Source organism: Paraburkholderia phenoliruptrix (assembly GCF_047325075.1).
Classification (GTDB): Bacteria; Pseudomonadota; Gammaproteobacteria; order Burkholderiales; family Burkholderiaceae; genus Paraburkholderia; species Paraburkholderia phenoliruptrix.
In genome coordinates this window covers 1,123,318-1,149,050 of record NZ_CP168531.1, presented here as the reverse complement: position 1 = coordinate 1,149,050, position 25,733 = coordinate 1,123,318, and the positions used below count along the sequence as shown (strand labels likewise).

General features: G+C 63.8%; 22 protein-coding genes and 1 pseudogene. 8 read left to right on the top strand and 15 right to left on the bottom strand.

All coding sequences use genetic code 11. The annotated features are described in order from the left end of the window. The first annotated feature begins 44 nt into the window (after positions 1 to 44). Complete coding sequence (locus ACEN8U_RS17325) at positions 45 to 1,460, top strand: DUF72 domain-containing protein (RefSeq protein WP_041745729.1); 1,416 nt, start codon at positions 45 to 47, stop codon at positions 1,458 to 1,460. Positions 1,461 to 1,476: 16 nt separating this feature from the next. Here the strand turns inward: ACEN8U_RS17325 and msrA are convergent, their stop codons facing one another. Next, positions 1,477 to 2,025 (bottom strand): peptide-methionine (S)-S-oxide reductase MsrA, encoded by a 549-nt coding sequence (gene msrA / locus ACEN8U_RS17320; protein WP_013589468.1) that lies wholly within the window; start codon positions 2,023 to 2,025, stop codon positions 1,477 to 1,479. Between the two features lie 256 nt (positions 2,026 to 2,281). Between msrA and ACEN8U_RS17315 the strand changes: the two genes are divergently transcribed. Then, complete coding sequence (locus ACEN8U_RS17315; RefSeq protein WP_013589469.1) at positions 2,282 to 2,791, top strand: flavin reductase family protein; 510 nt, start codon at positions 2,282 to 2,284, stop codon at positions 2,789 to 2,791. A 118-nt stretch (positions 2,792 to 2,909) separates the two neighbouring features. Here ACEN8U_RS17315 and ACEN8U_RS17310 read toward each other — a convergent pair whose 3' ends face one another. Then, positions 2,910 to 3,425 (bottom strand): Lrp/AsnC family transcriptional regulator, encoded by a 516-nt coding sequence (locus tag ACEN8U_RS17310; protein WP_013340345.1) that lies wholly within the window; start codon positions 3,423 to 3,425, stop codon positions 2,910 to 2,912. A 128-nt stretch (positions 3,426 to 3,553) separates the two neighbouring features. On the opposite strand from ACEN8U_RS17310, the gene kynB reads away from it, so the two are divergent. The 3 genes and pseudogenes from kynB to kynA all read left to right on the top strand — a co-directional run bounded on the left by kynB (position 3,554) and on the right by kynA (position 6,450). Further along, positions 3,554 to 4,192: an arylformamidase gene (kynB, locus tag ACEN8U_RS17305; RefSeq protein WP_041745731.1), complete on the top strand. Its 639-nt coding sequence runs from the start codon at positions 3,554 to 3,556 to the stop codon at positions 4,190 to 4,192. A 61-nt stretch (positions 4,193 to 4,253) separates the two neighbouring features. Beyond that, positions 4,254 to 5,503: pseudogene (gene kynU, locus ACEN8U_RS17300) on the top strand (kynureninase). Positions 5,504 to 5,514: 11 nt separating this feature from the next. After that, a complete protein-coding gene (gene kynA / locus ACEN8U_RS17295; protein ID WP_015003631.1) occupies positions 5,515 to 6,450 on the top strand; it encodes a tryptophan 2,3-dioxygenase in 936 nt (311 codons plus the stop codon). 86 nt (positions 6,451 to 6,536) lie between these two features. On the opposite strand, the gene ACEN8U_RS17290 is transcribed toward kynA, so the two are convergent. The 7 genes from ACEN8U_RS17290 to ACEN8U_RS17260 form a co-directional block, all read right to left on the bottom strand. Continuing rightward, the gene (locus ACEN8U_RS17290) at positions 6,537 to 7,274 is read right to left on the bottom strand and encodes an SDR family oxidoreductase (protein ID WP_015003632.1); all 738 of its coding nucleotides are present in this window, start codon (positions 7,272 to 7,274) and stop codon (positions 6,537 to 6,539) included. Beyond that, entirely contained in the window at positions 7,271 to 8,815 is a 1,545-nt protein-coding gene (locus ACEN8U_RS17285) for an FGGY-family carbohydrate kinase (RefSeq protein WP_015003633.1), read from the bottom strand. The genes ACEN8U_RS17290 and ACEN8U_RS17285 overlap by 4 nt, the downstream gene beginning before the upstream one ends. Positions 8,816 to 8,872: 57 nt before the next feature. After that, entirely contained in the window at positions 8,873 to 9,970 is a 1,098-nt protein-coding gene (locus ACEN8U_RS17280) for an erythritol/L-threitol dehydrogenase (protein WP_015003634.1), read from the bottom strand. Positions 9,971 to 10,009: 39 nt separating this feature from the next. Further along, positions 10,010 to 11,017: an ABC transporter permease gene (locus tag ACEN8U_RS17275; protein WP_015003635.1), complete on the bottom strand. Its 1,008-nt coding sequence runs from the start codon at positions 11,015 to 11,017 to the stop codon at positions 10,010 to 10,012. Next, positions 11,004 to 12,524, bottom strand: a complete 1,521-nt coding sequence (locus tag ACEN8U_RS17270) for a sugar ABC transporter ATP-binding protein (RefSeq protein WP_015003636.1) — start codon at positions 12,522 to 12,524, stop codon at positions 11,004 to 11,006. The genes ACEN8U_RS17275 and ACEN8U_RS17270 overlap by 14 nt, the downstream gene beginning before the upstream one ends. A 76-nt stretch (positions 12,525 to 12,600) precedes the next feature. Next, positions 12,601 to 13,554, bottom strand: a complete 954-nt coding sequence (locus tag ACEN8U_RS17265; RefSeq protein WP_041745733.1) for an ABC transporter substrate-binding protein — start codon at positions 13,552 to 13,554, stop codon at positions 12,601 to 12,603. Between the two features lie 124 nt (positions 13,555 to 13,678). Next, on the bottom strand, positions 13,679 to 14,662 hold the full coding sequence (locus tag ACEN8U_RS17260; RefSeq protein ID WP_015003638.1) for an AraC family transcriptional regulator: 984 nt from the start codon (positions 14,660 to 14,662) through the stop codon (positions 13,679 to 13,681). Positions 14,663 to 15,048: 386 nt separating this feature from the next. Here ACEN8U_RS17260 and dalD point away from each other — a divergent pair, with 386 nt between their 5' ends. From dalD to ACEN8U_RS17245, 3 genes are all read left to right on the top strand, one after another. Beyond that, a complete protein-coding gene (gene dalD, locus ACEN8U_RS17255; protein WP_015003639.1) occupies positions 15,049 to 16,461 on the top strand; it encodes a D-arabinitol 4-dehydrogenase in 1,413 nt (470 codons plus the stop codon). 127 nt (positions 16,462 to 16,588) lie between these two features. Continuing rightward, complete coding sequence (xylB, locus tag ACEN8U_RS17250; protein WP_015003640.1) at positions 16,589 to 18,070, top strand: xylulokinase; 1,482 nt, start codon at positions 16,589 to 16,591, stop codon at positions 18,068 to 18,070. A 96-nt stretch (positions 18,071 to 18,166) separates the two neighbouring features. Next, on the top strand, positions 18,167 to 19,114 hold the full coding sequence (locus ACEN8U_RS17245; RefSeq protein WP_015003641.1) for a sugar-binding transcriptional regulator: 948 nt from the start codon (positions 18,167 to 18,169) through the stop codon (positions 19,112 to 19,114). Positions 19,115 to 19,188: 74 nt separating this feature from the next. Here ACEN8U_RS17245 and ACEN8U_RS17240 read toward each other — a convergent pair whose 3' ends face one another. The 6 genes from ACEN8U_RS17240 to ACEN8U_RS17215 form a co-directional block, all read right to left on the bottom strand. Next, positions 19,189 to 20,298 carry an ABC transporter ATP-binding protein gene (locus ACEN8U_RS17240; RefSeq protein WP_015003642.1) on the bottom strand — a complete coding sequence of 370 codons (1,110 nt, stop codon included), beginning with the start codon at positions 20,296 to 20,298 and terminating at the stop codon, positions 19,189 to 19,191. Positions 20,299 to 20,468: 170 nt separating this feature from the next. Next, the gene (locus tag ACEN8U_RS17235; protein WP_013589484.1) at positions 20,469 to 21,170 is read right to left on the bottom strand and encodes an HAD family hydrolase; all 702 of its coding nucleotides are present in this window, start codon (positions 21,168 to 21,170) and stop codon (positions 20,469 to 20,471) included. Next, a complete protein-coding gene (locus ACEN8U_RS17230; protein WP_013589485.1) occupies positions 21,167 to 22,042 on the bottom strand; it encodes a carbohydrate ABC transporter permease in 876 nt (291 codons plus the stop codon). The genes ACEN8U_RS17235 and ACEN8U_RS17230 overlap by 4 nt, the downstream gene beginning before the upstream one ends. Continuing rightward, positions 22,039 to 22,974, bottom strand: coding sequence for a carbohydrate ABC transporter permease (locus ACEN8U_RS17225; RefSeq protein WP_015003643.1), 936 nt, complete (start codon positions 22,972 to 22,974; stop codon positions 22,039 to 22,041). Before ACEN8U_RS17225 ends, ACEN8U_RS17230 begins: the two co-directional genes overlap by 4 nt. Positions 22,975 to 23,179: 205 nt before the next feature. Further along, complete coding sequence (locus ACEN8U_RS17220) at positions 23,180 to 24,502, bottom strand: ABC transporter substrate-binding protein (protein ID WP_013589487.1); 1,323 nt, start codon at positions 24,500 to 24,502, stop codon at positions 23,180 to 23,182. A gap of 89 nt (positions 24,503 to 24,591) precedes the next feature. Then, positions 24,592 to 25,425, bottom strand: a complete 834-nt coding sequence (locus ACEN8U_RS17215; protein ID WP_051156763.1) for an L-iditol 2-dehydrogenase — start codon at positions 25,423 to 25,425, stop codon at positions 24,592 to 24,594. Positions 25,426 to 25,733 lie beyond the last annotated feature (308 nt).

The window sequence follows — 25,733 nt, the reverse complement described above, 5'->3', positions numbered from 1 at the left end:
CGTGCCGCCGCGGTGCGCACCACTGAACAGCAGGTCGAATCTCGATGGGCCAGAGCAGGACAAGCGAAGTTACAGAGACGCCCGGCAAGGCCGATGCGCCACGTCGAGCAGAGGCGCAAGAGGCACGAGAAGTGCAAGCGGCAGCCTCGAGCGAAGCGATACAGTGCGATCTCTTCGGGATGCCGGTGCAAGCGCCGCCGGCCGCTCTGCCGCAAGCCGAGACCCGTGCGAAGCCTTCCCGGGCTGACATTGGGAGCGACACTGGGACCGACGCCCGGACCGATGCACCGCCGCAAGAAAAGAGCCGCGCGCCGTCTTCCGCGCAGCCGCCCCAAGCTGGAAGCCGGCGCGCTGCCCGCTCGAAAGCGGCTGGGGCCACGCCCCTCTGGCAGGAAGACGAACCGCCGCAGTCCGCTGCGCAAAGCGGCGCGCCCGCCGCCGCCGTCGCCGTGGAAGCGCCCAAAAAACGCCGCACGCGCGACGTTCTTCCCGCACCCCCCTCGCCGGACGTGCTCGCGCTCGCCGCGCAACTGCCGTCGCAAGTGCACCTCGGGACCTCCACCTGGTCGTTTCCCGGCTGGAACGGCATCGTCTACGGCGACGACTACAGCAACAGCAAGCTCTCGCGCGACGGCCTCACGGCCTATGGCGCGCATCCGCTGCTCAAAACGGTGAGCATCGACCGGTCGTTCTATCAGGCGCTCAGCGTCACCGAATACCTGCGTTACGCGCAGCAGGTGCCCGAGCATTTCCGCTTTATCGTCAAGGCGCCGATGACCATCACCGACGCCACCATGCGTGCCGAACGCGGCGAGCCGGTATCGCTGAATCCGTGCTTTCTGAACGCGCACATGGCGATCGACGAGTTCGTCACGCCGTGTCTGGAAGGTCTCGGTGCGAAGGCCGGCGCGCTGGTGTTCCAGCTTTCGCCACTGCCCGACCAGATGCTGGCGCAGCCCGCGGCGTTCATCGAACGGCTGGGCGATTTTCTGACGGCGCTACCGAAGCTGCCTGACGGAACCTGCTACGCCGTTGAAATCCGTGACGCGAGTTTGTTGACGCCGCGCTTCATTCGTACGCTGAAAGCGGCGGGCGTGCGCTACTGCGTGGGCATTCATGCGCGGATGCCGGATCCGCTACGGCAGGCAGCCGCCCTCGCGCTGCTGGACGGTGAGCCGGCGGGTCCGCTCATCGTGCGCTGGAGCCTGCATGGCGGTTTCAAATACGAGCAGGCCAAGGCGAAGTATGAGCCGTTCGACAAGCTCGTCGACCGCGATCCGGCCACCCGCGCGTCGCTCGCCGAACTGGCCGCGCGCTATGCGCTTGCCGGCCAGCCGGTGGTGATCGCGGTCAACAACAAGGCGGAAGGCTCGGCCCCGCTCAGCTGTATCGAACTGGCGCGCGAGATCGTGGAAGCGTACGCGCGGCTCGCGCACGAGCAGGCGCACGCGCCTGCATGAAACTGCCGTAGGCCGCTCAGCCCGCCTTGATCCGGTGCGCGAACTTCTGACGGAACTTCGCGACCTTCGGCGCAACCACGAACGAACAATAGCCCTGATTCGGGTGCTGCGCGAAATAGTTCTGATGATAGGCTTCGGCCGGCCAGTAATTGCCGTCGAGCGGCAACACCTGCGTGACGATCTGGCCGTCGTAGATGCCTTCCGCGCCGATTTCGCGGATCGCCTGCAAGGCCGCCTCGCGCTGCGCGTCGGAGTGCGTGAAGATGACCGAGCGGTATTGCGTGCCGACGTCGTTACCTTGCCGGTTCAGCTGCGTCGGATCGTGGATGGCGAAAAAAATCTCCAGAATCTCGCGGTAGCTGATTTTTGACGGATCGAAGTCGACCTTGACCACTTCGGCATGTCCCGTGTCGCCGTCGCACACCTGTTCATAGCTCGGATGCTGCGTGTGACCGCCCGCATAGCCCGATTCCACCGAGTTCACACCGTCGACGCCCAGATAGACCGCTTCGAGGCACCAGAAACATCCGCCACCCAAAGTGGCGATTTCGCCTGTCTGACTCATGCTGCTCGCTCCTTCAAACTCGTGATCGGCCGATGCCGCTTCCGCTTTGCCGCAACGCCCGTGCCATCGGCGTAGCGTTCCAGCTTAGCCGGTTTTGCGGTGCGCCGGTTGCGTCGCGGCCCGTGCGCCGCGATTGCAGTTAAAATTGGGACAAATCGACGATTTTCACTATGACTTTCGAATCATCTGCTTTCCGCCGTGCGCGCGAGCGCTCCAGCGCGGCTTTCGGCCACCACGCACCGGCGGCTTGCGCGTAATGAAGCAAGCCAGTCCGCCCAACTTCGACCAGCCCGCCTTCCGGCAGGCGCTCAGCCAATTCGCCACCGGCGTCACCGTGATTACAACGCGAGCGCCGTCGGGACAATTGATCGGCATCACCGCCAGCTCGTTCAACTCGGTTTCGCTCGACCCGCCGCTCGTGCTGTGGAGTCTCGCGACGCGCTCGGCGTCCATGTCGGTGTTTCGCGCGAACAGCCACTATGTCGTGAATGTGCTGGCCGCGTCGCAGCTCGATTTATGCAAGCGCTTTGCCACGTTGAAAGGCGACCGCTTCGAAGGCGTGTCGCACGCGGCGGGCGACAGCGGCATGCCGGTGCTCGACGGCGCGCTCGCGTGGTTCGAATGTCATAACCGCAGCCGTTATGAAGAAGGCGATCACGTGATTTTTGTCGGCGAGGTGGAGCGTTGCGGCGTGCACGAGAATGCCGCTCAGATTGCGCCGCTGGTTTTCCAGAACGGCCAGTTTCACGGATTAAAGCCGCTGTAGGCGGCACGCGCCACCCGGTCTGGGCCGCTGTCTCGGCGGCCGCAGCCACGGCCCGCCGAGACCGCGCAGGAAAGCGCACTGCGCGCCAGGAGGGCCGCCCGGCCAGCGCCGCGGCGCCTCAGCGATCGTTGTGCGGAGCGCCGTGCGTGCCCGTGCGCGTGACCAGCGAAACGGGCACGCCGGAATCTTCCTTCAAGGTCTGCAGCACGATATTCGAGCGGATATCCAGGACGCCCGGCGCCTTGTAGAGACGCTGCAGCACAAAATCCGAATAATGCTTGAGGTTGTGCGCGAGAACGCGGAGCAGATAATGCGTCTCGCCTGTCACCACAAAAGCGCCCACCACCTCCGGCCAGTCGCGCAGCGCCTCGGCGAAGCGCTCGTGCCAGTTCTGCTGTTCGTTGCGCATGGACACCTGCACGAACGCCTCCAGTTCGAAGCCCAGCACCTCGCGGTTCAGACACGCGCGATAGTGCTCGATCACGCCCTGCTCCTCCAATAGACGCAAGCGCCGCAGACACGCCGACGGCGACAGCGAAATGCGTTCCGCGAGATCCAGATTGCTGATTCGTCCTTCCTGCTGAAGCACCGTCAAGATACGGCAATCGGTGGCGTCGAGCGAGATTGCGTTCATATTCGGTCTCCCTTTCCCATTTGACTCAAATTATGTTCCAAGAGCGGGGCAAGAAGGAGATTTTTTCGCAATCACATTTCGCGGCCGGCCACCTATCATTCCGTATAGACATCCACTTCAGTGCGGACATGCAAACACTCTGGGACATCACCCCCGCCGTCGATACGGCGACGCCCGTCTGGCCGGGCGACACGCCGGTGGGCATCGAGCGCGTCTGGCGAATCGAGGCCGGCTCGCCCGTCAACGTCGCGCGGCTCACGCTCTCGCCGCACACCGGCGCGCATACCGACGCGCCGTTGCACTACGACGCCGATGGTGCCGCGATCGGCCACGTGCCGCTCGACGCGTATCTCGGACGATGCCGCGTGGTTCATTGCATTGGCGCGTCACCTGTTGTGACGCCACAACACCTGCAGGACGCGCTGGCCGATGTGCCGCCGCGAGTCTTACTGCGCACTTACAAAAACGCGCCAACCGCGGCGTGGGACAGCGGCTTTTGCGCGGTCGCGCCGGAAACCATCGACCTGCTCTCGGCCCGCGGCGTGAAGCTGATCGGCATCGACACGCCGTCGCTCGATCCTCAGGAGTCGAAAACGATGGACGCGCACCATCGCATTCGCGCGCACGGCATGGCAATTCTCGAAGGCATCGTCCTCGACGAGGTCGCGCCCGGCGACTACGAACTGATCGCGCTGCCGCTCAAGCTGACCACGCTCGACGCGAGCCCGGTGCGCGCGGTCCTGCGCGCGCTGCCCGACACGCACTGATTTTCCATCCGCCCCCATCCGTAATCCGTAATCCGCAATCCGCGAACGAACGAGACCCACCATGAATCACCGCGAAGAAGCCCTGGCGCTCGACAGCGCCGACCCGCTCGCGACATTGCGCGACCAGTTCGCGCTGTCGCCGACCACCATCTATCTGGACGGCAATTCGCTCGGCGTGCCGCCGGCCGCCGCCGCGCAGCGCGCGCAGACCGTGATCGCCGCCGAGTGGGGCGAAGGACTGATCCGCAGCTGGAATGCCGCCGGCTGGTTTTCGCTGCCCCGCCGTCTCGGCAACAAGCTCGCGCCGCTGATCGGCGCGGCGGACAACGAAGTGGTCGTCACCGATACCATTTCGATCAACCTGTTCAAAGTGCTGTCCGCCGCGCTGCGGCTCGCCCATGCGCGCGACCCGAAGCGCCGCGTGATCGTCTCCGAGCGCTCGAACTTTCCGTCGGATCTGTACATCGCGCAGGGGCTGATCGAGCAACTGGACCGCGGCTATGAACTGCGTCTCGTCGACGATCCGTCAGAACTTCCCGAGGCGATCGGCGACGACACCGCCATCGCGATGATCACGCACGTGAACTACCGCACCGGCTACATGCACGACATGGCCGCGCTGACCCAGCTGATTCACGACAACGGCGCGCTCGCGCTGTGGGACCTCGCGCATTCCGCCGGCGCGGTGCCGGTCGACCTGAATGGCGTCGGCGCGGACTATGCCGTCGGTTGCACCTACAATATCTGAACGGCGGTCCCGGCTCGCCCGCGTTCGTGTGGGTGCCGAAGCGGCATCAGAACGATTTTGCGCAGCCGCTTTCCGGCTGGTGGGGACATGCCGCGCCGTTCGAGATGGACCCGACGTATCGTCCGGACCCGGGCGTAGGCCGCTATCTGTGCGGCACGCAGCCGATGGTGTCGATGGCGCTCGTCGAATGCGGGCTCGACGTGTTTCTGCAGACCGACATGCAGGCGATCCGCCGGAAGTCGCTCGCGCTGACCGATCTCTTTATCGAGCTGGTGGAAAAGCGTTGCAGCGAGTTTCCGCTGAAGCTCGTCACGCCGCGCGCGCATTCGCAGCGCGGCTCGCATGCGAGCTTTGAGCATCCGCATGGCTATGAGGTGATGCAGGCGTTGATCGCGCGCGGCGTGATCGGCGATTATCGCGAGCCGCATGTGCTGCGCTTCGGCTTTACGCCGCTCTATACGCGCTTCGTCGATGTCTGGGACGCCGTCGAAACCTTGCGCGACGTGCTCGCGCGCGAGACCTGGCGCGCGCCCGAATTTGCCGCACGCGGCGCCGTGACCTGAGGAGCGCACGAATGAACGATCACATGCAAACGCCGGGCTTGCCCGAAGAAGTGCCCGCGCAGGGTTGCCCGTTCGGTCATGGGCGCGCTGCGTCCGCGAATGCGCCCGCCGCAAACGCGACCGCAGCCGACGGCTGGCACGACGCGCAGCTCGATTTTTCCGAGTCGATGAGCTACGGCGATTATCTGTCGCTCGGCACGGTGCTGAACGCGCAGCATCCGTTGTCGCCCGATCACAACGAGATGCTGTTCATCATTCAGCATCAAACGAGCGAATTGTGGATGAAGCTCGCGCTGTACGAGTTGCGCGCCGCGCTCGCCGCGGTGCATCGCGACGAGCTGCCGCCGGCGTTCAAGATGCTCGCGCGCGTCTCGCGAATCATGGAGCAGCTCGTGCAGGCCTGGAACGTCCTCGCGACGATGACGCCGTCCGAATACACGTCGATGCGCCCCTATCTCGGCAGCTCGTCGGGATTCCAGTCTTATCAATACCGGCAGATCGAGTTTCTGCTCGGCAACAAGAATGAGCAGATGCTCAAGCCGCATGCCCATCGCGCCGATGTGCTCGCCGAAGTGAAGGCTTCTCTCGAAGCACCGTCCTTCTACGACGAAGTGGTCAAGCTGCTGGCGCGTCGCGGCTTTGCGATTTCACCTGCGCGGCTCGCGCGCGACTGGACGCAGCCCACGGTCCATGATGCTTCCGTCGAAGCCGCCTGGCTCGAGGTGTATCGCAATCCCTCGCAGCATTGGGAGTTGTATGAGATGGCCGAAGAGCTGGTCGATCTCGAGGACGCTTTCCGGCAGTGGCGCTTCAGACACGTGACGACGGTTGAGCGGATTATCGGGTTCAAGCAGGGGACCGGCGGGACGAGCGGCGCGCCTTATTTGCGCAAGATGCTCGATGTGGTTTTGTTTCCTGAGCTTTGGCAGGTTAGGACGATGTTGTAAGTCCACGAGCAGTCGACAAGCGGGCCGGCGAGTGCACGCCGAAGTCGGTCCCGAACGCTTCGCTGCCACGTTCGTTCTTGCTTCGCTCACCGAACCACATACCCCCCATCCACCGCCAAACAAACCCCACTCACCATAGAAGCCGCATCGCTCAACAAGAACATCACAACCGAAGCCACTTCCGCAGGCTCTGCAAAGCGTCCCAGCGGAATGGCCTTCAAGGCAGGCTCCCGCTTCGCGGGCTCGCTCCACGCCTGCACCGCCATGGGCGTCAACGTCACAGTCGGATTCACGCTATTCGCCCGGATTCCGAACGGGCCGAGCTCGATGCACAACGCCCGCGTCACTGCATCGAGCGCGGCTTTCGAAGCCGAATAGCTCAAGTGATCGTCAAGCGCAACAAGCGCCGCCTGGCTGGAAACATTCACAATGCTGCCGGCGCGTTTCGCCTCGATCATTCCACGCGCGACATGCTTCGCGACCAGCACCGCGCCCCGCGCGTTCACCGCCATCACGCGATCGAAACTCGCGGCCGTGGTGTCCACCGCTCGCTCAAGCAACGCAATGCCGGCGCAATTGACCAGACCGTCGAAAGCACCGAGCGAGAGAAACGCCTCGTCTATCGCGGCCTCGTCGCTGACGTCGAGCTTCAACGGCTCACAGCCGGTCTCTTCAGCAAGACGCGCAAGCTCGTTCGCATTGCGCGCCGCGGCCACGACCTCCGCGCCGCAAGCGCACAACATCTCGACCGTTGCCCGCCCTATCCCACTCGATGCGCCCGTCACGAGAATCGAGCGGCCCGAGAAATCAAAAGTAGCATTCATGATGTTTGCAAGCGATGCATGACCGGCTTCAGTGCCGGATACAGGTCCTTATAGATGCCGAACCGCTCGTCGTAGCGCGCCATGCGCGCGGCGTCGGGTTGCGCTCGTTCGATCAGCGTGATCCAGCCGCCTTGCGCCGCCTCGCGCGAAACCAGTCCCACGCCGAGCGCGGCGAGCAACGCGGCGCCCATCGCCGCTTCCACTTCCTGCTCGATCGTATAGACCGGATAGCCGGTGACGTCGGCAATGATCTGCATCCACAGGTCCGAATGCGCGGCGCCGCCCACGACGATCAGCTTGTCCTCCAGCGACTGAGCACCCTGCCGCCCCGCCTCGATGTTGTGCTTCAACGCGAAGGACACGCCCTCCAGCACCGCGCGATACAGATGGGCCCGCGTATGAAAAAGACTCAGCCCGACGAACGCGCCGCTCGCCTTCGCGTCCCACACGGGGCTGCGTTCGCCCATCAGATACGGCAGAAACATCACGCCATCCGACCCGGCCGGCACTTTGGCTGCGCTTTCTTCAAGCAGGCGATGCGGATCGCCATGCGGCGTGGCGCGTGCGGCTTCAATCTCCGCCTGACAGAACTGATCGCGATACCAGGTTACCGACGCCCCCGCGGTAATCGCCCCGCCGAACACATAGATGTCGCGCTGGCCGTTGAAAACGTGAGGCATGCTAATCAACCCGTGACGTGCATCGACGGTCTGATTGATGTAGCCCCAACACATGCTCGTGCCGATCATCGCCACATGCTGGCCGGCGCGGCTCACGCCGGCGGCGAACGTCGCGACCGCGGCATCCACGCCGCCTGCCACAATCGCCGTGCCTGCTGCGAGACCGAGCTGCTCGGTCCATTGAGAAAGCAAACCGCCCACCACTTCCGACGATTCCACGAGACGCTCGGGCATCATCGTCGCAGGAATGCCGAGCATATCGAGCGCCTCGTCGGACCAGTCGCGCTTCGCGATATCGTAGATGCCGCCAATGTTGCCCGCGGAGCTGTGATCCACGGCAATTTCGCCCGTCAACATGTAGATCACGTAAGCGTTCGGCGGCAGGAAGTAGCGCGTTTGCGCCCACACCTCCGGCTCGTGATCGCGCAGCCACAGCATCTTCGTGTAGCCGTAATAGCTGTCCACGCCGTTGCCGGTGATCGAGTAAAGCCGATCGAGATCGACGTTGGCCCGCACCCGCTCGACCTGATCGGTCGCGCGCCGGTCCATCCATATCAGACACGGATACAGCGGCCGCATCTCGCTATCGACGGGAATGCCGGAACCGCCGTACAGGCTGCTTACGCACACGGCCTGGATGGAATCCGCGGCCACGCCCGCCTCCTTTGCCTGTCGCACGCAGGCGGCAATGCATTCGGTGACGGCCTTGAACCATACCGCCGGCCATTGCTCGGCCCACAGCGGCCTCGGCGTATCCGGCTGATAACTCGACGCATGCTGCGCCACGATAGCGCCATGCCGGTCCACCAGCAGCGCCTTCGTGCTCTGCGTCCCGATATCCACGCCGATGACGTATTCCATACAGTCTCCGTTGTTATGTCACGCCGATCCGCTAGAGGCGCAGGATCAGACTCAAACTCACGCGCGCGGCCTCATCAGCACCTTGATCGAATCGAGCGAATTGGCGACCTTGATCGCTTCGTCCCATTCTTCCAGCGAAAACCCGTGTGTGACAATGCCTTTCGATGTCACGAGTCCGCGCGCGAGCAGATCGATGGCGATCGGATAGCAATAAGGCCCGAGATGCGCGCCGCGCACATCGAGCTCCTTGCGGTCGCCGATCACGGACCAGTCGAGCGTGGTATCCGCGCCGAACACCGAAAATTCCACGAAACGCCCGAGCTTGCGAATCAGGTCCATCCCCTGGTTGACGCCGATCGGCGCGCCGGTCGTTTCAATGTAGACATCGCAGCCGTAGCCGTCAGTCAGCGAATGGACGATCGCGAGCGCGTCGTCCTTTTTCGGGTTGATCGTCACGTCGGCGCCGTACTCGCGCGCGAGCGCAAGGCGCTCTTCCACCAGATCGATCACGACCAGCTTCTTCGGCGTTTTCAGGTGCGCGACCTGCGTCATCATCAAGCCGAGTGGACCCGCGCCTGCAATCACGACGACGTCGTCCAGCTGCAGATCGCCGCGATTCACGGTGTGAATTGCGCACGCGAGCGGTTCGATGATGGCGGCGTCTTCGAGAGAAATGCCATCGGGAATCTTATGGACGATCGCGGTCGGCGGAATGCGCATGTACTCGGCCATGCCGCCGTCCGCGACTTCGCGTTGAAAGCCGAAGATGTTGTGCACCTCGCACATCCAGTATTGGCCCGACTTGCAATAGCGGCATTTGCCGCACGGCACGATCTGCTCCGCAATCACGCGGTCGCCCACCTCCACGCCGAAGTGCCCGGCTGCGCCTTCACCGAGCTCCTCCACGTAGCCGAAGAACTCGTGCCCCGGAATCACCGGCGCTTTGACCCACGGACTCGGGCCGCCCCAAAACATTTTTGCGCCCGAATGGCATTTGCAATCGCTCGCGCAGATTCCGCAAGCCGCAATGCGGATCACCAGTTCGTGCGCTCGCGGGCGCGGCCGCGCCACCTGTTCGACGCGATAGTCTTTCGGCGCGTGGCAGACAATCGCCGTCATGTTTTGCTTGTCGGATGGTGTGAATGGATTCGTCATTGCATATCCTGCCAGGTGGAAATCGATGAAAAGAGAGCGTCACTTTCTGCGGTCGCGGCTGATATAGATCGCAAGCAGAATGATTCCGCCCTTGATCACGTTCTGCACATATGGATTCACGCCGACCATGTTCAACCCGTTGTTCAGCACGCCGAGCAGCAGCGCGCCGATCAAGGTGCCGATAATCGAACCGCGCCCGCCGGAGATCGACGTGCCGCCCATCACCACGGCGGCGATGGCGTCGAGTTCGAAGCCCACGCCCGCGTTCGGCTGGCCGCTCATCAGACGCGCGGTCAATACGATCGCGGCAAACGAAGACGTGAGCCCCGCTATCGTGTAGACGATCAGCTTCACGCGCGCGACGCGCACGCCCGATAGCCGCGTCGCCTGTTCATTGCCGCCGATCGCATACACGTAGCGGCCAAACGGCATGCGCTCGAGCAGCACCCATGCGATCACATAGATCACGGCCATGATCACCACGGGCGCCTGAATGCCGAGAATCTTGCCGCTGCCGAAGAAGCTGACCCAGTCGGGCAAGCCGTCAATCGGATAGCCGCCGGTATAGATAAGCGCGAGGCCGCGCGCGATGCCCATCGTCGCGAGCGTGACGATGATCGGCGGCATGCCGGCGAACGCGACGAAGAACCCATTGGCCGCGCCGAAACCGAGGCCCACTGCAACGCCGATTGCCAACGCAGCGAGCGCATTCATGCCGGCCACCATCAGCCCGGCGGCGAGCGTGCCCGACAGCGCCATCACCGAGCCGACCGAGAGGTCGATGCCGCCCGTCAGAATCACGCACGTCATGCCGACCGCGATGATCGCGTTGATCGACACCTGACGCAGCACGTTTTCGATGTTCGCCGCTGAGAGAAAGCTGTCGCTCGCGAACACCATCACGATGCACACCACGACCAGGCCGATGAACGGGTAGAACAATGTCGAGCGCTTCAACGCGGCCCACGTGAAGCGAACCGGCGCGCCCGGCGTATTGCTGCTCACGCTCGATGTTTTCGGCGACGAAGAGGAATTAGGCGTGTTCATGCAGGGCTCCACGAGTGCCGGCGGTTGCATAAGTCATGACGGCGTTCGAGTCGATCTGATCGCCTTCGAGCAGCGCCTCGATACGGCCTTGCCGGAATACGGCGACGCGATCGCACATGCCGACAATCTCCGGCAGTTCCGACGAAATCATGATGATCGAATAGCCGCGCGCGGTGAGTTCGCGCATCAGCAGATAGATTTCCGCCTTTGCGCCGACGTCGATGCCGCGCGTCGGTTCGTCGAAGATCAGAATGTTGGTGTGATGGTTCAGCCAGCGCGCGATCACCACCTTCTGCTGGTTGCCGCCCGACAGCGTAGCCACTTCGGTGTGCATGGTCGGCGCCTTCACGCCCACGCGTTTCATGATGTCGGCGGTGGCGCGCGCTTCGCTGCGCTGATCGATGAAAAAGCGCAGCAAGCGATACTTGCCGAGGTTATTGATCGAAATGTTCTGCTTGATCGAAAAGTCCGTAATGAGCCCTTCCGTCTTGCGGCTTTCGGGAAGAATGCCCACGCCCGCGCGCAATGCATCGGCGGGATCGGACAATTTCGCGGCCTCGCCGTTGATGCGAATCTCCTTCGCATGAGCCGGGTCCGCGCCGATCACGGCGAGCGCGGTCTCGGTGCGGCCCGAGCCGACGAGTCCCGCGAAGCCCAGAATCTCGCCTTCGCGCAGCGTGAATTGCAGCACCGGGCCGTCTTTCAGCAACTGCAGCTTCTGCACGTCGAGCACGATTTTCGCGCTGCCGGAGAGCGGCGGCTTCGGCGGAAAGCTGCTTTCGATGCGGCGCCCCACCATCATCTCGACAAGACGGCTCACATCGGACTGCGCGACCTCCGTCATGCCGACGTATTGACCATCGCGCAGCACTGTGATGCGGTCGCACACCTCGAAGATTTCTTCCAGATGATGCGAGATAAAAATCATCGCGACGCCCTGCTTTTTCAGGTCGCGCATGATCGCAAACAGGTGCTCGGCTTCGGCGGGCGTGAGGGTCGCGGTGGGTTCATCGAGAATCAGAATGCGCGCTTCGAGCGAGAGCGCCTTGCCGATTTCCACAAACTGCTGCTGCGCAACCGACAGTTCGCGAATCGGCACGGACAGATCGATCGACACCCCGAGCCGCGCGAAAATATCCGCCGCCGCGCGCCGCATCTTGCCGCGTTCGAGGAGGCCCAGACCGGTCCTCATCTCGCGACCGAGAAAGATGTTCTCCACCGCATTCAGATACGGGATCAGACTGAACTCCTGAAACACGATGCCGACGCCCGCCGCCACCGCGTCGTGATAATTCGCGAAGTGGCGCGGCTCGCCTTCTATCGTGATCGTGCCTTCGTCGGGCTGATAGATGCCGCATAGGATCTTCATCAGCGTCGACTTGCCCGCGCCGTTTTCGCCGAGCAGCGCGTGAATCTCGCCGCGTGCAATCTCCAGGTGAATGCCCTGCAGCGCCTTCACGCCGGGAAAGCTTTTGCTGATGTTCTCGAGCTTGAGTATCGTGTCCATCGGTGCTCCATGGCTGCCCGCCGCCCTGTCGGGCGGCCATGTCGGCCGCGCGCGGCGGCAACGGCGGGCATTCGGCTTACCAGCTGAAACCCTTCGCGTTGCTGCGGTCGATCATCTTCACATCGACGGGAATGGCTTTCGGCACATTGGCGCCCCATTTCTTCGCGTACGCGATGCCGAGCGCAATGCGCACCTGGTCCGCGGGAAACTGCGCGGACGTTTCGACGAACTTCGAATTCGGCTTCTGGATCGCGGCGATCGCTTCCGGCGCGCCGTCGACGCTCGTCAGCTTGATGTCCTTGCCCGAAGACTCGATCGCGGACAGCGCGCCCATCGAACCGCCGTCGTTCACGCTGAAGATGCCCTTCAGGTTCGGATGCGCCTGGATCATGTTCTCGGTGACGGAGAGCGCGGTCGCACGCTCCTGCTTGCCGTTTTGCGTATCCACGAGCTTCACGCCCGGTGCCTTCGCGAGCGCCGCCTTGCAGCCCCGCACGCGTTCCAGAATCGGCACGACCGGAATGCCGTCGAGAATCGCCACTTCGCCGCTGCCGCCGATCGACTTCGCGAGGTACTCGCAGGCCATCTGTCCCGCGTCGAAGTTCTTCGAGCCGACGAACGAGTCGACCGGACCGTTCGCGTTCGCATCCACCGCGACCACCACGACGCCCGCTTTTTTCGCCGACGTCACCGCGGATTGAATGCCCGTCGAGTCGGTCGGGTTCACGAGCAGAATGTCGATCTTCTTCTGCAGCATGTCCTCCACGTCGCTCACCTGCTTGCTCACGTCGTGATGCGCGTCGGTCACGACAACCGTTGCACCCGTCGATGCAGCGGCCTCGTTCAACGCCTTCTGCATGGTCACGAAGTACGGGTTGTTCAGTTCCTGGAAGGTCATACCGATCTTGAGCGGCGCCGCCTGTGCGGCGGGCGCGGCGATGCATGAAAGACTCAATGCCAGGCTCGCGAAGAGAAGGCCGCGGCGCGCGAATGGGGTCGACGAGGCCTGTTTCAGGGTGGTTTGCGTCATGGTTGTCTCCGTTTTTGAAGTGAGCACGTCCGTCACGCTGTCGTGGGACAGCGCGATACGTGTTGGTACACGGGTCATGCAAGGCGCCTTGCCAGAAACGGCGCGGCGGTGGATCAAGCGGGCGCTACGTTGGCGGATACGCGGCCGCCGCCGCAGAACGCGGCAAACCGGGCGCGACCACGATCGGGGGCGCGTCGTCGATACCCTTGCCGCGCGCGGCGGCTTCTTCCGAGGCATCGCGGCTCGCGTCGTTCAGTTGCTGATAGCGGCGAAACTTCGAAGGCGCCATGCCCTTCGCCGCGAGAAACTGCCGGTTGAAGTTCGACAGGTTGTTAAAGCCTGCCTTGAAACAGATATCCGTCACGCTCAGTTCGCTGTCCGTCAGCAACTGACATGCGAGATTGATGCGCATGCGGTTCACGTACTGCACGAACGGCAAGCCCGTATGGCGGCGGAAATAGCGCGAAAACGCGCTCACGCTCTGGCCGGCCAGTTGCGCGAGATCCGATTCGCGCAGCTCGTTCGCGAGGTTTTTGCCGATATACGAAAGCACATGATTGATGCGCGTCGACGCGAAGCCCGTCGGGTCCGCCTGATAAGCGGGGCTCGCGAGCGTCTCGCGGTCGTCGGCGTTCATCAGGATTTCAAGCATCGACATGAACAGCACCAGACGACGCAGCCCGCGCGCCGCCAGCAATTCGAGGAAGAGCGGCTGGATAGCAGCGCTCGTGCGCGCGCCGAACGACACGCCGCGGCGCGAATCGGCGAGCAGCGCCTCGACCTGACGCCATTCCGGAAAGCTCTCGACACAGCTCGACACGAATTCCTGGCCGAACTGCACGACGAGATTGCGCTGCGCAATGCTCTCGCCTTCGGGCACGTCGCTCACCCAGTTATGCGGCAGGTTCGGGCCCATCAACACGAGATTGCCCGGCGCGAAGCTGCTGATGTGATCGCCGACGAACATCTTGCCCGTCGTCGCCACGATCAGATGGATCTCGTATTCCGGATGAAAATGCCAGCGTACCGTGCGATACGGATAGCCGTGCGACCACACCTTGAACGACTCGTCGCGGCGTACTTCCACAATCTCGAGATCGGGTTGCACTGTCTGCCTCCATGATGCGGCGCGGGAGAGCGGCCGCTCGTCTTCGTCTTGTAGAGCGAAAAGTAGCCTTCAAACGCGCCGGCCACCACTAAAAATGAGACCGCGGACCGATACTTTTTTGCATTCGGGTAAGTCCTGGCGCGTGGGAGGTCAAGAATGATGCAATGCAAAAGGCCCGATAAAGCGCGCTCCACCGCGTCCCTTCACGCGCTCAACGAAGCGCGGCGGCCCCCGCCCGCCGCGGCGCGCCACGAAAACAGCGCGTGCTCGCCTTGACTTTCGTTTCGGCGGGTACGATCATTCGCTCACATACAGAGCAAATGCTCTATCGACCGATAAATGCGCGCGACAAGCCGCGCAGCAGCTGAGACAGATGGAGACGCACAATGAGCAGCGAGCAAGGCAGCGGCGCGGCCGCACAGGTGATTCTGCATATCGGCGCGGGATCGTTTCATCGCGCGCATCAGGCGTGGTATCTCCACAGGCTGAATGAAGCGAGGCGGCCGGACGAGCCGCGCTGGTCGCTCACCGTCGGCAATATTCGCAGCGACATGAACGCGGTGCTCGAAGCACTGGCTGCGCAAAACGGCACCTATACGCTCGAGACGGTTACGCCGCAGGGCGAGCGCGCCTACGAGACGATCCGCTCCATTGAACGCGTCCTACCGTGGACCGAAAGCCTCGATGCGCTGATCGAAGCCGGCGCCGATCCGGCCTGCAAGATCATTTCGTTCACGGTGACGGAAGGCGGCTACTACCTCGACGAACACGATCGACTGGACACGGCCAATCCCGATCTTTCGACCGACCTCCAGGGCGGACACACCACGATCTACGGCGCGCTGGCGGCGATTCTCGACGCGCGCATGAAAGCCGGCGCCGGTCCCGTCACGCTGCAGACCTGCGACAACCTGCGGCGCAACGGCGAGCGTTTTCATGCGGGCATGAGCGCGTTCCTCGAACTGCGCGGCGCGGGCGAACTCGCACGATGGTTCGACGACAACACGGCGTGTCCGAGTTCGATGGTCGACCGCATCACGCCGCGCCCGACGTCGGACGTGCGCGAGCGCGTGAAGGCCGCGACGGGCGTCGACGACGCCTGCCCCGTGATGGGCGAAGCGTTTATCCAGTGGGTGATCGAGGAGCGCTTCATTGCGGGCCGGCCGGCGTGGGAGAAGGTCGGCGCGGAACTGGTGGATTCGGTGCTGCCCTACGAAGAAGCGAAGATCCGCATTCTGAACGCGACGCACAGCTGTATTGCGTGGGCCGGCACGCTCGTCGGTCTGAATTACATTCACGAAGGCACGCACGACGCGGACATCCGCCAGTTCGCTTTCGACTACGTGACCGAAGACGTGACTCCCTGTCTCACGCCGAGCCCGCTCGATCTCGAACGCTATCGCGACGTCGTGCTCGAACGCTTCGGCAATCCTTATATCCAGGACACAAACCAGCGAGTTGCGGCTGACGGCTTCTCGAAACTGCCCGGCTTCATTGCGCCGACGCTCGCCGAATGCTTCGAGCGCGGCGTCACGCCGGCGGCGACCGCGATGCTGCCCGCGCTGTTCTTCCGCTTTCTCGAACGCTGGCAGGCGGGCACGCTGCCCTACACCTACCAGGACGGCGTGATGGACGAGCGCGTCGCGCGAGGTTTCTTTGCGGCGCCCGATCCGTTGCAGGCGTTCGCGGCGGACCGGCTGCTGTGGGGCAGCATGGCAGGCACGCAGGAACTCGAGTCCGCGTTGGCCGGCGCGTTGGCGCGCGTCGACGTGTGGCTCGCGAAACGCGGGCAGCTGTAACGCAGCACGGCATCTTCACGGTCAGTTCACGGCGCACACGGCGCGCGGTGCCAGGCTTAATGCGCATGGCACCGCGCGCCGTGTGCGGCTAAAGTAGCGCATCTCCAACGACGAAGGTTTCGCGCCCATGTATCTCGGCATCGACCTCGGCACGTCCGAAGTGAAAGTCCTGCTGCTCGCCTCCACCGGACGCGTGATCGGCACCGCTGGCTCTCCGTTCACCGTTTCGCGCCCGCATCAGCGCTGGGCCGAGCAGAATCCCGAAGATTGGTGGACCGGCACGCGTAGCGCGCTCGCCGCCTTGCGCGCGAAGCATCCCGACGAGTTTGCGCAGATTCGCGGCATCGGCCTGTCCGGCCAGATGCACGGCGCCGTGCTGCTGGATGCCGAGGACCGCGTGCTGCGGCCCGCGATCCTGTGGAACGACATGCGCAGCGACAAGGAATGCGCCGAACTCACCCAGCGCGCACCGGACCTGCACAGCGTGGCCGGCAATCTGGCGATGCCGGGTTTCACCGCGCCCAAGCTGCTGTGGGTCGCGCGTCACGAACCCGACATCTTCGCGCGGACGGCGTGCGTATTGCTGCCGAAAGACTACTTGCGTTTGCAACTGACGGGCGGCAAGGTGTCCGATCCATCGGATGCGGCCGGCACGCTGTGGCTCGATGTCGCCCAACGCGACTGGTCGGATTCGCTGCTCGCCGCCTGCAACATGACGCGCGCGCAGATGCCGAGCCTCGCCGAAGGCAGCGCGCCGTCCGGCACGTTGCTGCCGGAAGTCGCGCGCGAGCTGGGTTTGAGCGACGGCGTGATCGTCGCGGCCGGCGGCGGCGACAACGCGACGAGCGCAATCGGCATCGGCGCGACGCAACCGGGCGACGGCTTCGTGTCGCTCGGCACGTCCGGCGTGCTGTGTGTGGTCGGCGACAGCTTCCGGCCGAACCCGGCTTCCGCCGTGCATGCGTTCTGCCACGCGATTCCGGACCGCTGGCATCAAATGAGCGTGGTGCTCTCGGCGGCGAGCTGTTTGCGCTGGGTCTGCAAGCTCACGTCCACCGACGAGCCCACGCTGCTCGCCGAAATCGAAGCACTGCCCGCGGACGCGCTCAACACCGCGCCGCTCTTCTTGCCGTACCTGTCCGGCGAACGCACGCCGCACAACGACCCCTATGCGCAGGGCGTGTTCTTCGGCATGAATCACGCGACGGATCGCGCGCTGCTCGGCTATGCGGTGCTGGAAGGCGTCACGCTCGCGCTCACGGACGGCCTCGACGCACTGCGCGCAGCCGGCACCGAAGCGAAGGCACTGTCGCTGCTCGGCGGCGGCGCACGCAGCGATTACTGGGCGCAACTGCTCGCCGACGCCCTCGACACCGCGACGCGCAAGCACGGCGGCGGCGAAACAGGCGCGGCACTCGGCGCGGCGCGCCTCGGCTGGCTCGCGGCGGGCGGCGATCCGGCGACCGTACTCAGCAAGCCGCCCATCGAGAAGGAATTCACGCCGAATCCGCGCCGCCACGTCGAATTGCGCGCGCGGCTCGAGGCTTACCGCGCGCTGTACCGTCACGTGCGGCCGCTTTTCGACCCCGCGCGCGAACGGCTCGCCTGAGCGCGAGAGCACCGCGCAAACCGCAGCCGGCCGGGTCGCGCGTCGACCCCGCTGCGCCGGCTGCTATCATCGGCGCCCTTCAAGCGGATCGTCACCGTGCCCAAGTCCACAGAAAAACTCGACCTTGCTACTCGCGCCGCGTGGCTCTACTACGTCGCGGGCAACACCCAGAACGAGATCGCCGAGAAGCTGCAGGTGTCCCGGCCGGTCGCGCAGCGGCTCGTCGCTTTCGCGGTGGAAAAGAACCTGATTCGCGTGCGCGTCGATCATCAGCTCGCCGACTGTCTGTCGCTCGCCGATCAGTTATCCAAACGCTACGGCCTTTCGATGTGCGAAGTCGTGCCGATCGACAGCGACACGCCCGAAGAGGTCGACCGCAAGCTCGCGGTGGCGGGCGCGCAGGTCATGGAGCGCTACCTCGCCGAAGAAAAACCGATGGTGGTGGCCGTCAGCAGCGGCCGGACGCTCAAAGCCGCGGTCGATCAGATCGCGCAGCTGGACCGTCCGCAGCACCGGCTCGTGTCGATGGTCGGCGCCATCGCTCAGGACGGCTCCTCGAACCGCTACGACGTCGCGCTGCACATTTCGGAGAAGACCGGCGGCAAGCATTTTCTGCTGCCCGCACCGCTGATCGCGGACAGCGAGGCCGAACGCGCGCAGTGGTGCAATCACAGGCTGTATCGCATCGTCGAATCGTTGTCGGCAGAGGCGGACGTGGCGTTTGTCGGCATCGGCAATATCGGGCCGAAGTGTCCGCTGCACGAGGACGGCTTCATCACGTCGGCGGAAGTGAAGGAACTGGTGCAGAACGGCGCAGTGGCCGAAATGCTAGGACTGCCGATCGATGCCGCCGGCGCGCGCGTGGAATCGCCTACGGGCCGGCGCGTGACCAGCATCTCAATCGACTCGCCGCCGCGGCGGCCGACCATTGGTTTCGCAGGCGGCAAGCGCAAACGCGAGGCGCTGATCGCCGTGCTGAAAGGCGGCTGGCTGTCGGGGCTCGTGACCGACGAGCTGTGCGCGCGCGCGGCGTTAGACGCGTAAGCACGGCGCTCGCCGCCTGCGATCCAGGCTGAAAAACAGGAAGGCGCCGCCCGCGCCTTCCTCGCGCCATAAGCTCAAGCCGCCAGCACTTCGACGATCTTGCGCTGGAACGCCTTGCCCTGGCTGTCGAACAGATGGCAATGCTCGGGCGTCGCGCCGAGCTTCTGCGTATCGCCTTTCGCGTGACGTTCGAGCGGCGGAATGCGCGCGATCAAACCATCGGGCGCAACGCTCGATTCGGCATACAGGTACGCTGCGTCGCCGAGCGATTCCACGGCCATCGTCCGCGCCGACACGCCGTCCTCCGTCATGCCCACATGCAGATGCTCGGGCCGGATGCCCACCGTCACCTTGTCACCCTGCTTGACCGAGCCGGGCTCCACCGCGACACGCTGCGTCTCGCCGGTTTCATAGCGCACGGTGACGCCGTCGTGCGTGACCGACTGCACGACACCTTCCATGAAGTTCATTTTCGGCGAACCGATGAAGCCCGCCACAAACCGGTTGGCCGGCGCGTGATACAGCATCGTCGGACTGCCCACCTGTTCGAGGTTGCCCGCCGACAGCACGACGATCTTGTCCGCCAGCGTCATCGCTTCGACCTGGTCGTGCGTCACGTAGATCATCGTGGTCTTCAGCTCGTCGTGCAGGCGCGCAAATTCGAGGCGCATTTTCACGCGCAATGCGGCGTCGAGGTTCGACAGCGGTTCGTCGAACAGAAACACTTTCGGCTTGCGCGTGATCGCCCGGCCAATCGCGACGCGCTGGCGCTGGCCGCCCGAAAGCTGCTTCGGCTTGCGATCGAGCAGATGATCGATATGCAGGATCTTCGCCGCGTTGCGCACCGCCGCGTCGATCTCCGGCTTCTTGGTGCCGGCGAGTTTCAGGCCGAAGGCCATGTTGTCGTAGAGCGTCATGTGCGGATACAGCGCGTAGGACTGAAACACCATCGCAATGCCGCGCTTGGCGGGCGGCACGTCGTTCATGCGCGTGCCGTCGATAGTCAGATCGCCGCCGCTGATGTCCTCGAGGCCGGCGATCATCCGCATCAGGGTGGATTTGCCGCAGCCGCTCGGGCCCACGAACACGACGAACTCGCCGTCGGCAATATCGAGGTTGATGTCGCGCATCACCTCAGTGTCGTCGTAGGCCTTCCGGATGTTGCGCAGAGTGACGCTTGCCATGATGTGTCTCCGTGTAATGCTGCGTGTTGCTTTGTCTGTTGCGTGGCTGTTGCCTGGCTGTTGCCTGGCTGTTGCCTGGCTGTTGCCTGGCTGTTGCCTGGCTGTTGCCTGTCCGATGCCTGTTTGCTGCCATTGCGTTGCCGATGCCCGGCGCGCGCACCGCTGTGCGCTCAGGGCGCCGCGGCGGTCGCGCTCAGCGTCCACTGCGCGACGAGCTCCGGCAACTGAAGCATGTCGTCGAAGACATGCCGCGCGCCGGCTGCATGCAGCTTGTCGATCTGCGCGTCGCTCGCATGACCTCCGCCGATAAAACCGAGCACCGTCATGCCCGCCGCGCTCGCCGCCGTGACGCCGGTGACGCTGTCCTCGACGACGAGGCACGCGGACGGCGCGAGGCGCAAACCCCGCGCGGCTGCCAGATAGACGTCGGGCGCGGGCTTCGGATTAGCCACGCTGTCGGCGCAAAAGAGCCGGTCGCCGAAGAACCTCACGAGTCCCGTGCGCGCCAGAACCGTCTCGACGTAGGGCCGAAAACTGTTGCTCGCGCAGCCCTTCAGAAGCGGGACCTGCGCCAGCGCATGCTCGATGCCTTGCACTGCCGATGCCTGCACGGCGGCGGCTTCGACCGACCGGCGAATCGCACGGATGTCGTCGAGCCCGAGGCTCTTGCCGAGCTGCATGGCCGTGCCTTCCAGCACGCTTTCGATACGCAGCCCGAGAAGCGGCAACACCACCGGTTCGACGTCCGCGCCGGGCCAGCGCGCCTGCAGTTCCTGCACGAGCATGCGCGCCGCCACCGCCTCGCTGTCGATCAACACACCGTCGCAGTCGCAGATCAGCGCGAGATTGCCTGCACTCATGCCTGCCGTCATTTGACCGCCCCGAACGTGAGGCCGCGCACGAGCTGCTTCTGCGACAACCAGCCGACGATCAGGATGGGCGCCACCGCAAGCAGCGAAGCGGCCGACAGCTTGGCCCAGAAAAGGCCCTCAGGACTCGAATACGAAGCAATGAACACGGTCAGCGGCGCCGCATTCGAACTGGACAGATTGATGCTCCAGAATGCTTCGTTCCACGAAAGAATGACGAGCAGGAGCGCAGTGGAAGCGAGCCCCGGCAGCGCCATCGGCATCAGCAGATAGACGATTTCCTGCCAGGTCGCCGCGCCGTCGATTCTTCCTGCCTCCAGAATATCGCGCGGAATTTCAGCGAAATAGGTGAACGACATCCATACCGCGATCGGCAGATTGATCAGCGTGTAGACGATCACGAGACCGGACACCGTATCGAGCAGGCCGCTGTTTTTCCACAGCAGATAGATCGGCACCAGTACGCCGACGGACGGCATCATCTTGGTCGACAGCATCCAGAGCAGCACTTTCTGCGTGCGGCGCGTGGGGAAAAACGCCATCGCGTAGGCGGCTGGAACGGCCAGAATCAGGCACAGCACCGTGACACCCACCGAGATCAGAATCGAATTCCACGCGAACGCAAAGTAGTTGCTGCGCGCAAACACCTCGCGAAAGCTGTCGAATGTGGGCGTGAAGAAGAGCGACGACGAATACGCCTGCTGTTCGGTCTTGAATGCGGTGATCGTCATCCAGAAGATCGGGAAAAACAGCAGCAGCGCGACGAGCCACGCAATCACGCCGGGAATCGCGCGGCGGACCGCGTCGAACGGCGATTTCGCCGGCACTGTAATGGGCGTCGCGCTCGACGCGGCAGTAGAAGCAACGTGGCTCATTTTTCGTACTCCCCTTTGAGGTTCTTCGCGAGCATCCGCACGAGGAAGAACGACACGATATTGGCCAGCACGACAGCGAGAATGCCGCCCGCCGACGCAAGACCGACGTCGAACTGTTGCAGGCCGAGCGAATAGATGAGGTACGACAGGTTCGTGGTCGCGGTGCCCGGGCCGCCGCCCGTCGTCGTATAGATTTCGGCGAAGATGGAGAGGAGAAAGATTGTTTCCATCATCACCACCACGGCAATCGCGCGTTTCAGGTGCGGCAGCGTGATGTAGAAGAACATCGCGAACGGTCCCGCGCCGTCAATGCGCGCGGCTTCCTTCTGCTCCTGGTCGAGCGACTGGATCGCCGTGAAGAGAATCAGGAATGCGAACGGCAACCATTGCCACGCGACGATCATGATGACCGCCGTCAACGGATACTCGGCGAACCAGTCGATCGGCTGCATGCCCAGCGCGCGCATGCCTTGCGCGATCAGACCGTAGACCGGATGCAGAATCATGTTCTTCCAGATGAGCGCGCTCACCGTGGGCATCACGAAGAACGGCGCGATGGCAAGCAGCCGCGCGACGCCCTGGCCGTAGAACTTGCGGTCGAACAGAATCGCCATCAGCACGCCGCCCACCACCGTGATGACGAGCACGGAGACGATCAGTTGCAGCGTATGAACGATCGACGGACCGAACGACGGATCGCCCGCCAGGAACTGATAGTTGTCGAAACCGGCGAAGCCCTTCAGATCCGGATTCAGCAGGTTGTAGCGCGAGAACGAAAACCAGATCGTCATCGCGAGCGGAATCGTCATCCATAGCAAAAGGACGGCGACCGACGGCGACACGAGCCAGCGCGCCGAATTGGCTTTGCGGACTTCGCGTTCTTTTTCTGTCTGGGGATGGGCATGCATGAGAGGCAGGCGCAGAGGACGCATGATTGACCACCTGTTCGGTAATGCGCGGGCCGCACGAACCGCGCGGACTGCCGTGTCGCTTGCATGCGGCGACAAAACGGCGTTGCGGCATGGGCGCGGCGATAACGGCCCGCTGTGCTGCGTGAGCCGGCTGACGGGCGTCAGCCGGCGCGTGCCACGTGCTTCAAGTGACGAGGTTCTGCCTTATTTCCGGATTACTTCCGGATCACTTCTGGTAGCCGGCCTGCTTCACCGCGCGATCCGCGGTAGCCTGGCCTGCCGCCAGCGCCTGGTCGACGCTCATCTGACCGGCAATCGCACCGGAGATGCTCTGACCGACCACCGTACCGAACGACTGAAACTCAGGAATCCCGACGAACTGCACGCCCGTGTACGGCACCGGCTTCAAGGTCGGATGATCCGGGTCGGCGGTTTCGATCGCCTTCAGCACGAAGTCGCTGAACGGTGCGGCCTGCTTGTACTCGGCGCGCGCGTAAGTGGACTGACGCGTGCCCGGCGGCACCGAGGCCCAGCCTTCGTCCTTCGCGACCAGTTCAATGTACTGCTTCGACGTGGCCCACGTGATGAACTTCTTCGCCGCATCCGTCTGTTTCGACGACTTCGGAATCGCGAGCGCCCACGCCCACAGCCAATGCGAGCCCTTGGGCGTGACCTGCACCGGCGCGGCCGCGAAACCGACCTTGTCCGCGATCTGCGACTGCTGCTTGTTGTACAGCATGCCGGCTGCCACGGTCGCGTCGATCCACATCGCGCACTTGCCCGAGGACATCAGCGTGAGGTTTTCGTTGAAGCCGTTCGAGCTCGCTCCCGGCGGCCCGTCTTTCTTCAGCAGATCGACGTAGAACGTGATGGCCTTCTTCCATTCCGGCGACGTGAGCTGCGCGTGCCATTTTTCGTCGAACCAGCGGCCGCCGAAGGTGTTCACCACCGTCGTGCCGTAAGCCATGTTTTCGCCCCAGCCCGCCTTGCCGCGCAGGCAGATGCCGTAGACGCCGTTGGCTTTGTCGGTGAGCTTGTCGGCGAATTGCGCGATCTGGTCGTAGGTCGGCTGATCGGGCATTTTCAGACCCTTCGCCGCGAACAGGTCCTTGCGGTAATACGTCATGGAGCTTTCGACGTAAAACGGTAGCGCGTACAACTGGCCGCCTGCGGACAGGCCGTCGCGCGCGGTCTTCACCACGTCGTTCAGATCGTAGTCGGCGGGCAGGTTCGTGAGCGGCGTGAGCCAGCCGCGCTTGCCCCATTGCGGCGTTTCATAGGCGCCGATCGTCATCACGTCGAACTGGCCGCTGCCCGTCGTGATGTCCGTCGTGGCCCGCTGACGCAGCACGTTTTCTTCGAGAATCACCCAGTTCAGCTTGATGTCCGGATTGGCCTTTTCGAATTCGGGCGAGAGCTTCTTCAGCTCGATCATGTCCGGATTGTTCAGCGTCGCGATCGTGACCGTGGCCGCCGACGCGCTAAGCGCAAAGCATGCAGCGGCGCCTGCGCTGACCACTCTGAGCGCGGATTTGAGGGCTGGTTTCATGTGCGTTGTCTCCTTTCTCGTGCGTTATGTGATGCTGCGTTTGTTGTACGAAATGGCGCTGGACGATGCATTGGGGCGCATTGAAGCGCTCAGCTCATCCAGTTGCCGCCGTCGACGTTAAGCGTTTGGGCGGTGATGTAGTCCGCATCCGCCGATGCGAGGAAAAGCGCCGCGCCCGTCAGATCTTCGGGCACGCCCATGCGCCCGAGCGGCACTGCTTCGCCGACGAGGCGCTTCTTCTCGCCGAGCGGCCGGTTTTCGTAACGGGCGAAGAGCGCGTCGACTTCTTTCCACATCGGCGTATCGACGACACCCGGCGCGATGCCGTTCACATTGATCTTGTGCGGCGCGAGCGCCAGTGCCGCGGATTGCGTGTAGCTGAGCACGGCGGCCTTCGTCGCGCAGTAATGCGACACGAGCGCTTCGCCGCGCCGCCCCGCCTGCGACGACATATTGATGATCTTGCCGCCGCGGCCTTGCTCGACCATGTGTCGCGCCACGGCTTGCATGAGGAAGAACATGCCCTTCACATTGACCGCGAAGAGGCGGTCGAACACGTCCCATGATTCGTCGAGAATCGGGCGCATGTCGAAAAGCGCCGCGTTATTGAAGAGAATGTCGATCCGGCCGAAACGCTCCACCGTGCGCGCGACGATGCGCTCGATGTCCTCGCGGCGCGTGACGTCCGCGCTGATAGTCAGCAGGCGCTCGCCATGCGAGGCGCGCAGCGCGTCGGCAAAACTGTCCGCCGGCTTGACGTCGACCAGCACGCATTGCGCGCCCTCGTCCAGATAGCGCCTCGCCACGGCTTCACCGATGCCGCTTGCCGCGCCCGTCAGAATGGCCACCTTGTCTTGCAGTCGTGCTGCCACGCTTTGTCTCCGGTTCGTTCCGCTTTCGACGCGTAGTGAGCGTTCGCTCATTGCGCGATCAATTGCTCTGTTTGTGATCGAATGATCGGATACGCACCGGGCCATGTCAAGGCGCTCGGGCAGATTTCGATGGTGCAGCGCGCAACGAGCGCGCCGCGCCTCCCAGCGGCCCCCGCCGGTTTACTGACAATGAAATGAGATACGTTATATCATTGCGGACTCGCGTTCCCGCCCGCTGTTGCGTCCGCACGAGGTCATGCGGGCGCTCGCGCCACATGCTGACGGACGCGCCCGGCACCGGCATGGGCGTCGGCCAGAAACGCCGCAGCCGTCCTCGGGTTCGCGATTCGTTCAACCTC

Coding starts and splice junctions, on each gene's coding strand:
- dalD (WP_015003639.1), top strand. CDS start 15,049: ATGAGCAGCGAGCAAGGCAGCGGCGCGGCCGCACAGGTGATTCTGCAT.
- ACEN8U_RS17220 (WP_013589487.1), bottom strand. CDS start 24,502: ATGAAACCAGCCCTCAAATCCGCGCTCAGAGTGGTCAGCGCAGGCGCC.
- ACEN8U_RS17285 (WP_015003633.1), bottom strand. CDS start 8,815: ATGGAATACGTCATCGGCGTGGATATCGGGACGCAGAGCACGAAGGCG.
- ACEN8U_RS17290 (WP_015003632.1), bottom strand. CDS start 7,274: ATGAATGCTACTTTTGATTTCTCGGGCCGCTCGATTCTCGTGACGGGC.
- kynB (WP_041745731.1), top strand. CDS start 3,554: ATGCAAACACTCTGGGACATCACCCCCGCCGTCGATACGGCGACGCCC.
- ACEN8U_RS17315 (WP_013589469.1), top strand. CDS start 2,282: ATGAAGCAAGCCAGTCCGCCCAACTTCGACCAGCCCGCCTTCCGGCAG.
- ACEN8U_RS17235 (WP_013589484.1), bottom strand. CDS start 21,170: ATGACGGCAGGCATGAGTGCAGGCAATCTCGCGCTGATCTGCGACTGC.
- ACEN8U_RS17265 (WP_041745733.1), bottom strand. CDS start 13,554: ATGACGCAAACCACCCTGAAACAGGCCTCGTCGACCCCATTCGCGCGC.
- ACEN8U_RS17270 (WP_015003636.1), bottom strand. CDS start 12,524: ATGGACACGATACTCAAGCTCGAGAACATCAGCAAAAGCTTTCCCGGC.
- ACEN8U_RS17275 (WP_015003635.1), bottom strand. CDS start 11,017: ATGAACACGCCTAATTCCTCTTCGTCGCCGAAAACATCGAGCGTGAGC.
- ACEN8U_RS17230 (WP_013589485.1), bottom strand. CDS start 22,042: ATGAGCCACGTTGCTTCTACTGCCGCGTCGAGCGCGACGCCCATTACA.
- kynA (WP_015003631.1), top strand. CDS start 5,515: ATGAACGATCACATGCAAACGCCGGGCTTGCCCGAAGAAGTGCCCGCG.
- xylB (WP_015003640.1), top strand. CDS start 16,589: ATGTATCTCGGCATCGACCTCGGCACGTCCGAAGTGAAAGTCCTGCTG.
- ACEN8U_RS17280 (WP_015003634.1), bottom strand. CDS start 9,970: ATGACGAATCCATTCACACCATCCGACAAGCAAAACATGACGGCGATT.
- ACEN8U_RS17310 (WP_013340345.1), bottom strand. CDS start 3,425: ATGAACGCAATCTCGCTCGACGCCACCGATTGCCGTATCTTGACGGTG.
- ACEN8U_RS17240 (WP_015003642.1), bottom strand. CDS start 20,298: ATGGCAAGCGTCACTCTGCGCAACATCCGGAAGGCCTACGACGACACT.
- ACEN8U_RS17215 (WP_051156763.1), bottom strand. CDS start 25,425: ATGAGCGAACGCTCACTACGCGTCGAAAGCGGAACGAACCGGAGACAA.
- msrA (WP_013589468.1), bottom strand. CDS start 2,025: ATGAGTCAGACAGGCGAAATCGCCACTTTGGGTGGCGGATGTTTCTGG.
- ACEN8U_RS17225 (WP_015003643.1), bottom strand. CDS start 22,974: ATGCGTCCTCTGCGCCTGCCTCTCATGCATGCCCATCCCCAGACAGAA.
- ACEN8U_RS17325 (WP_041745729.1), top strand. CDS start 45: ATGGGCCAGAGCAGGACAAGCGAAGTTACAGAGACGCCCGGCAAGGCC.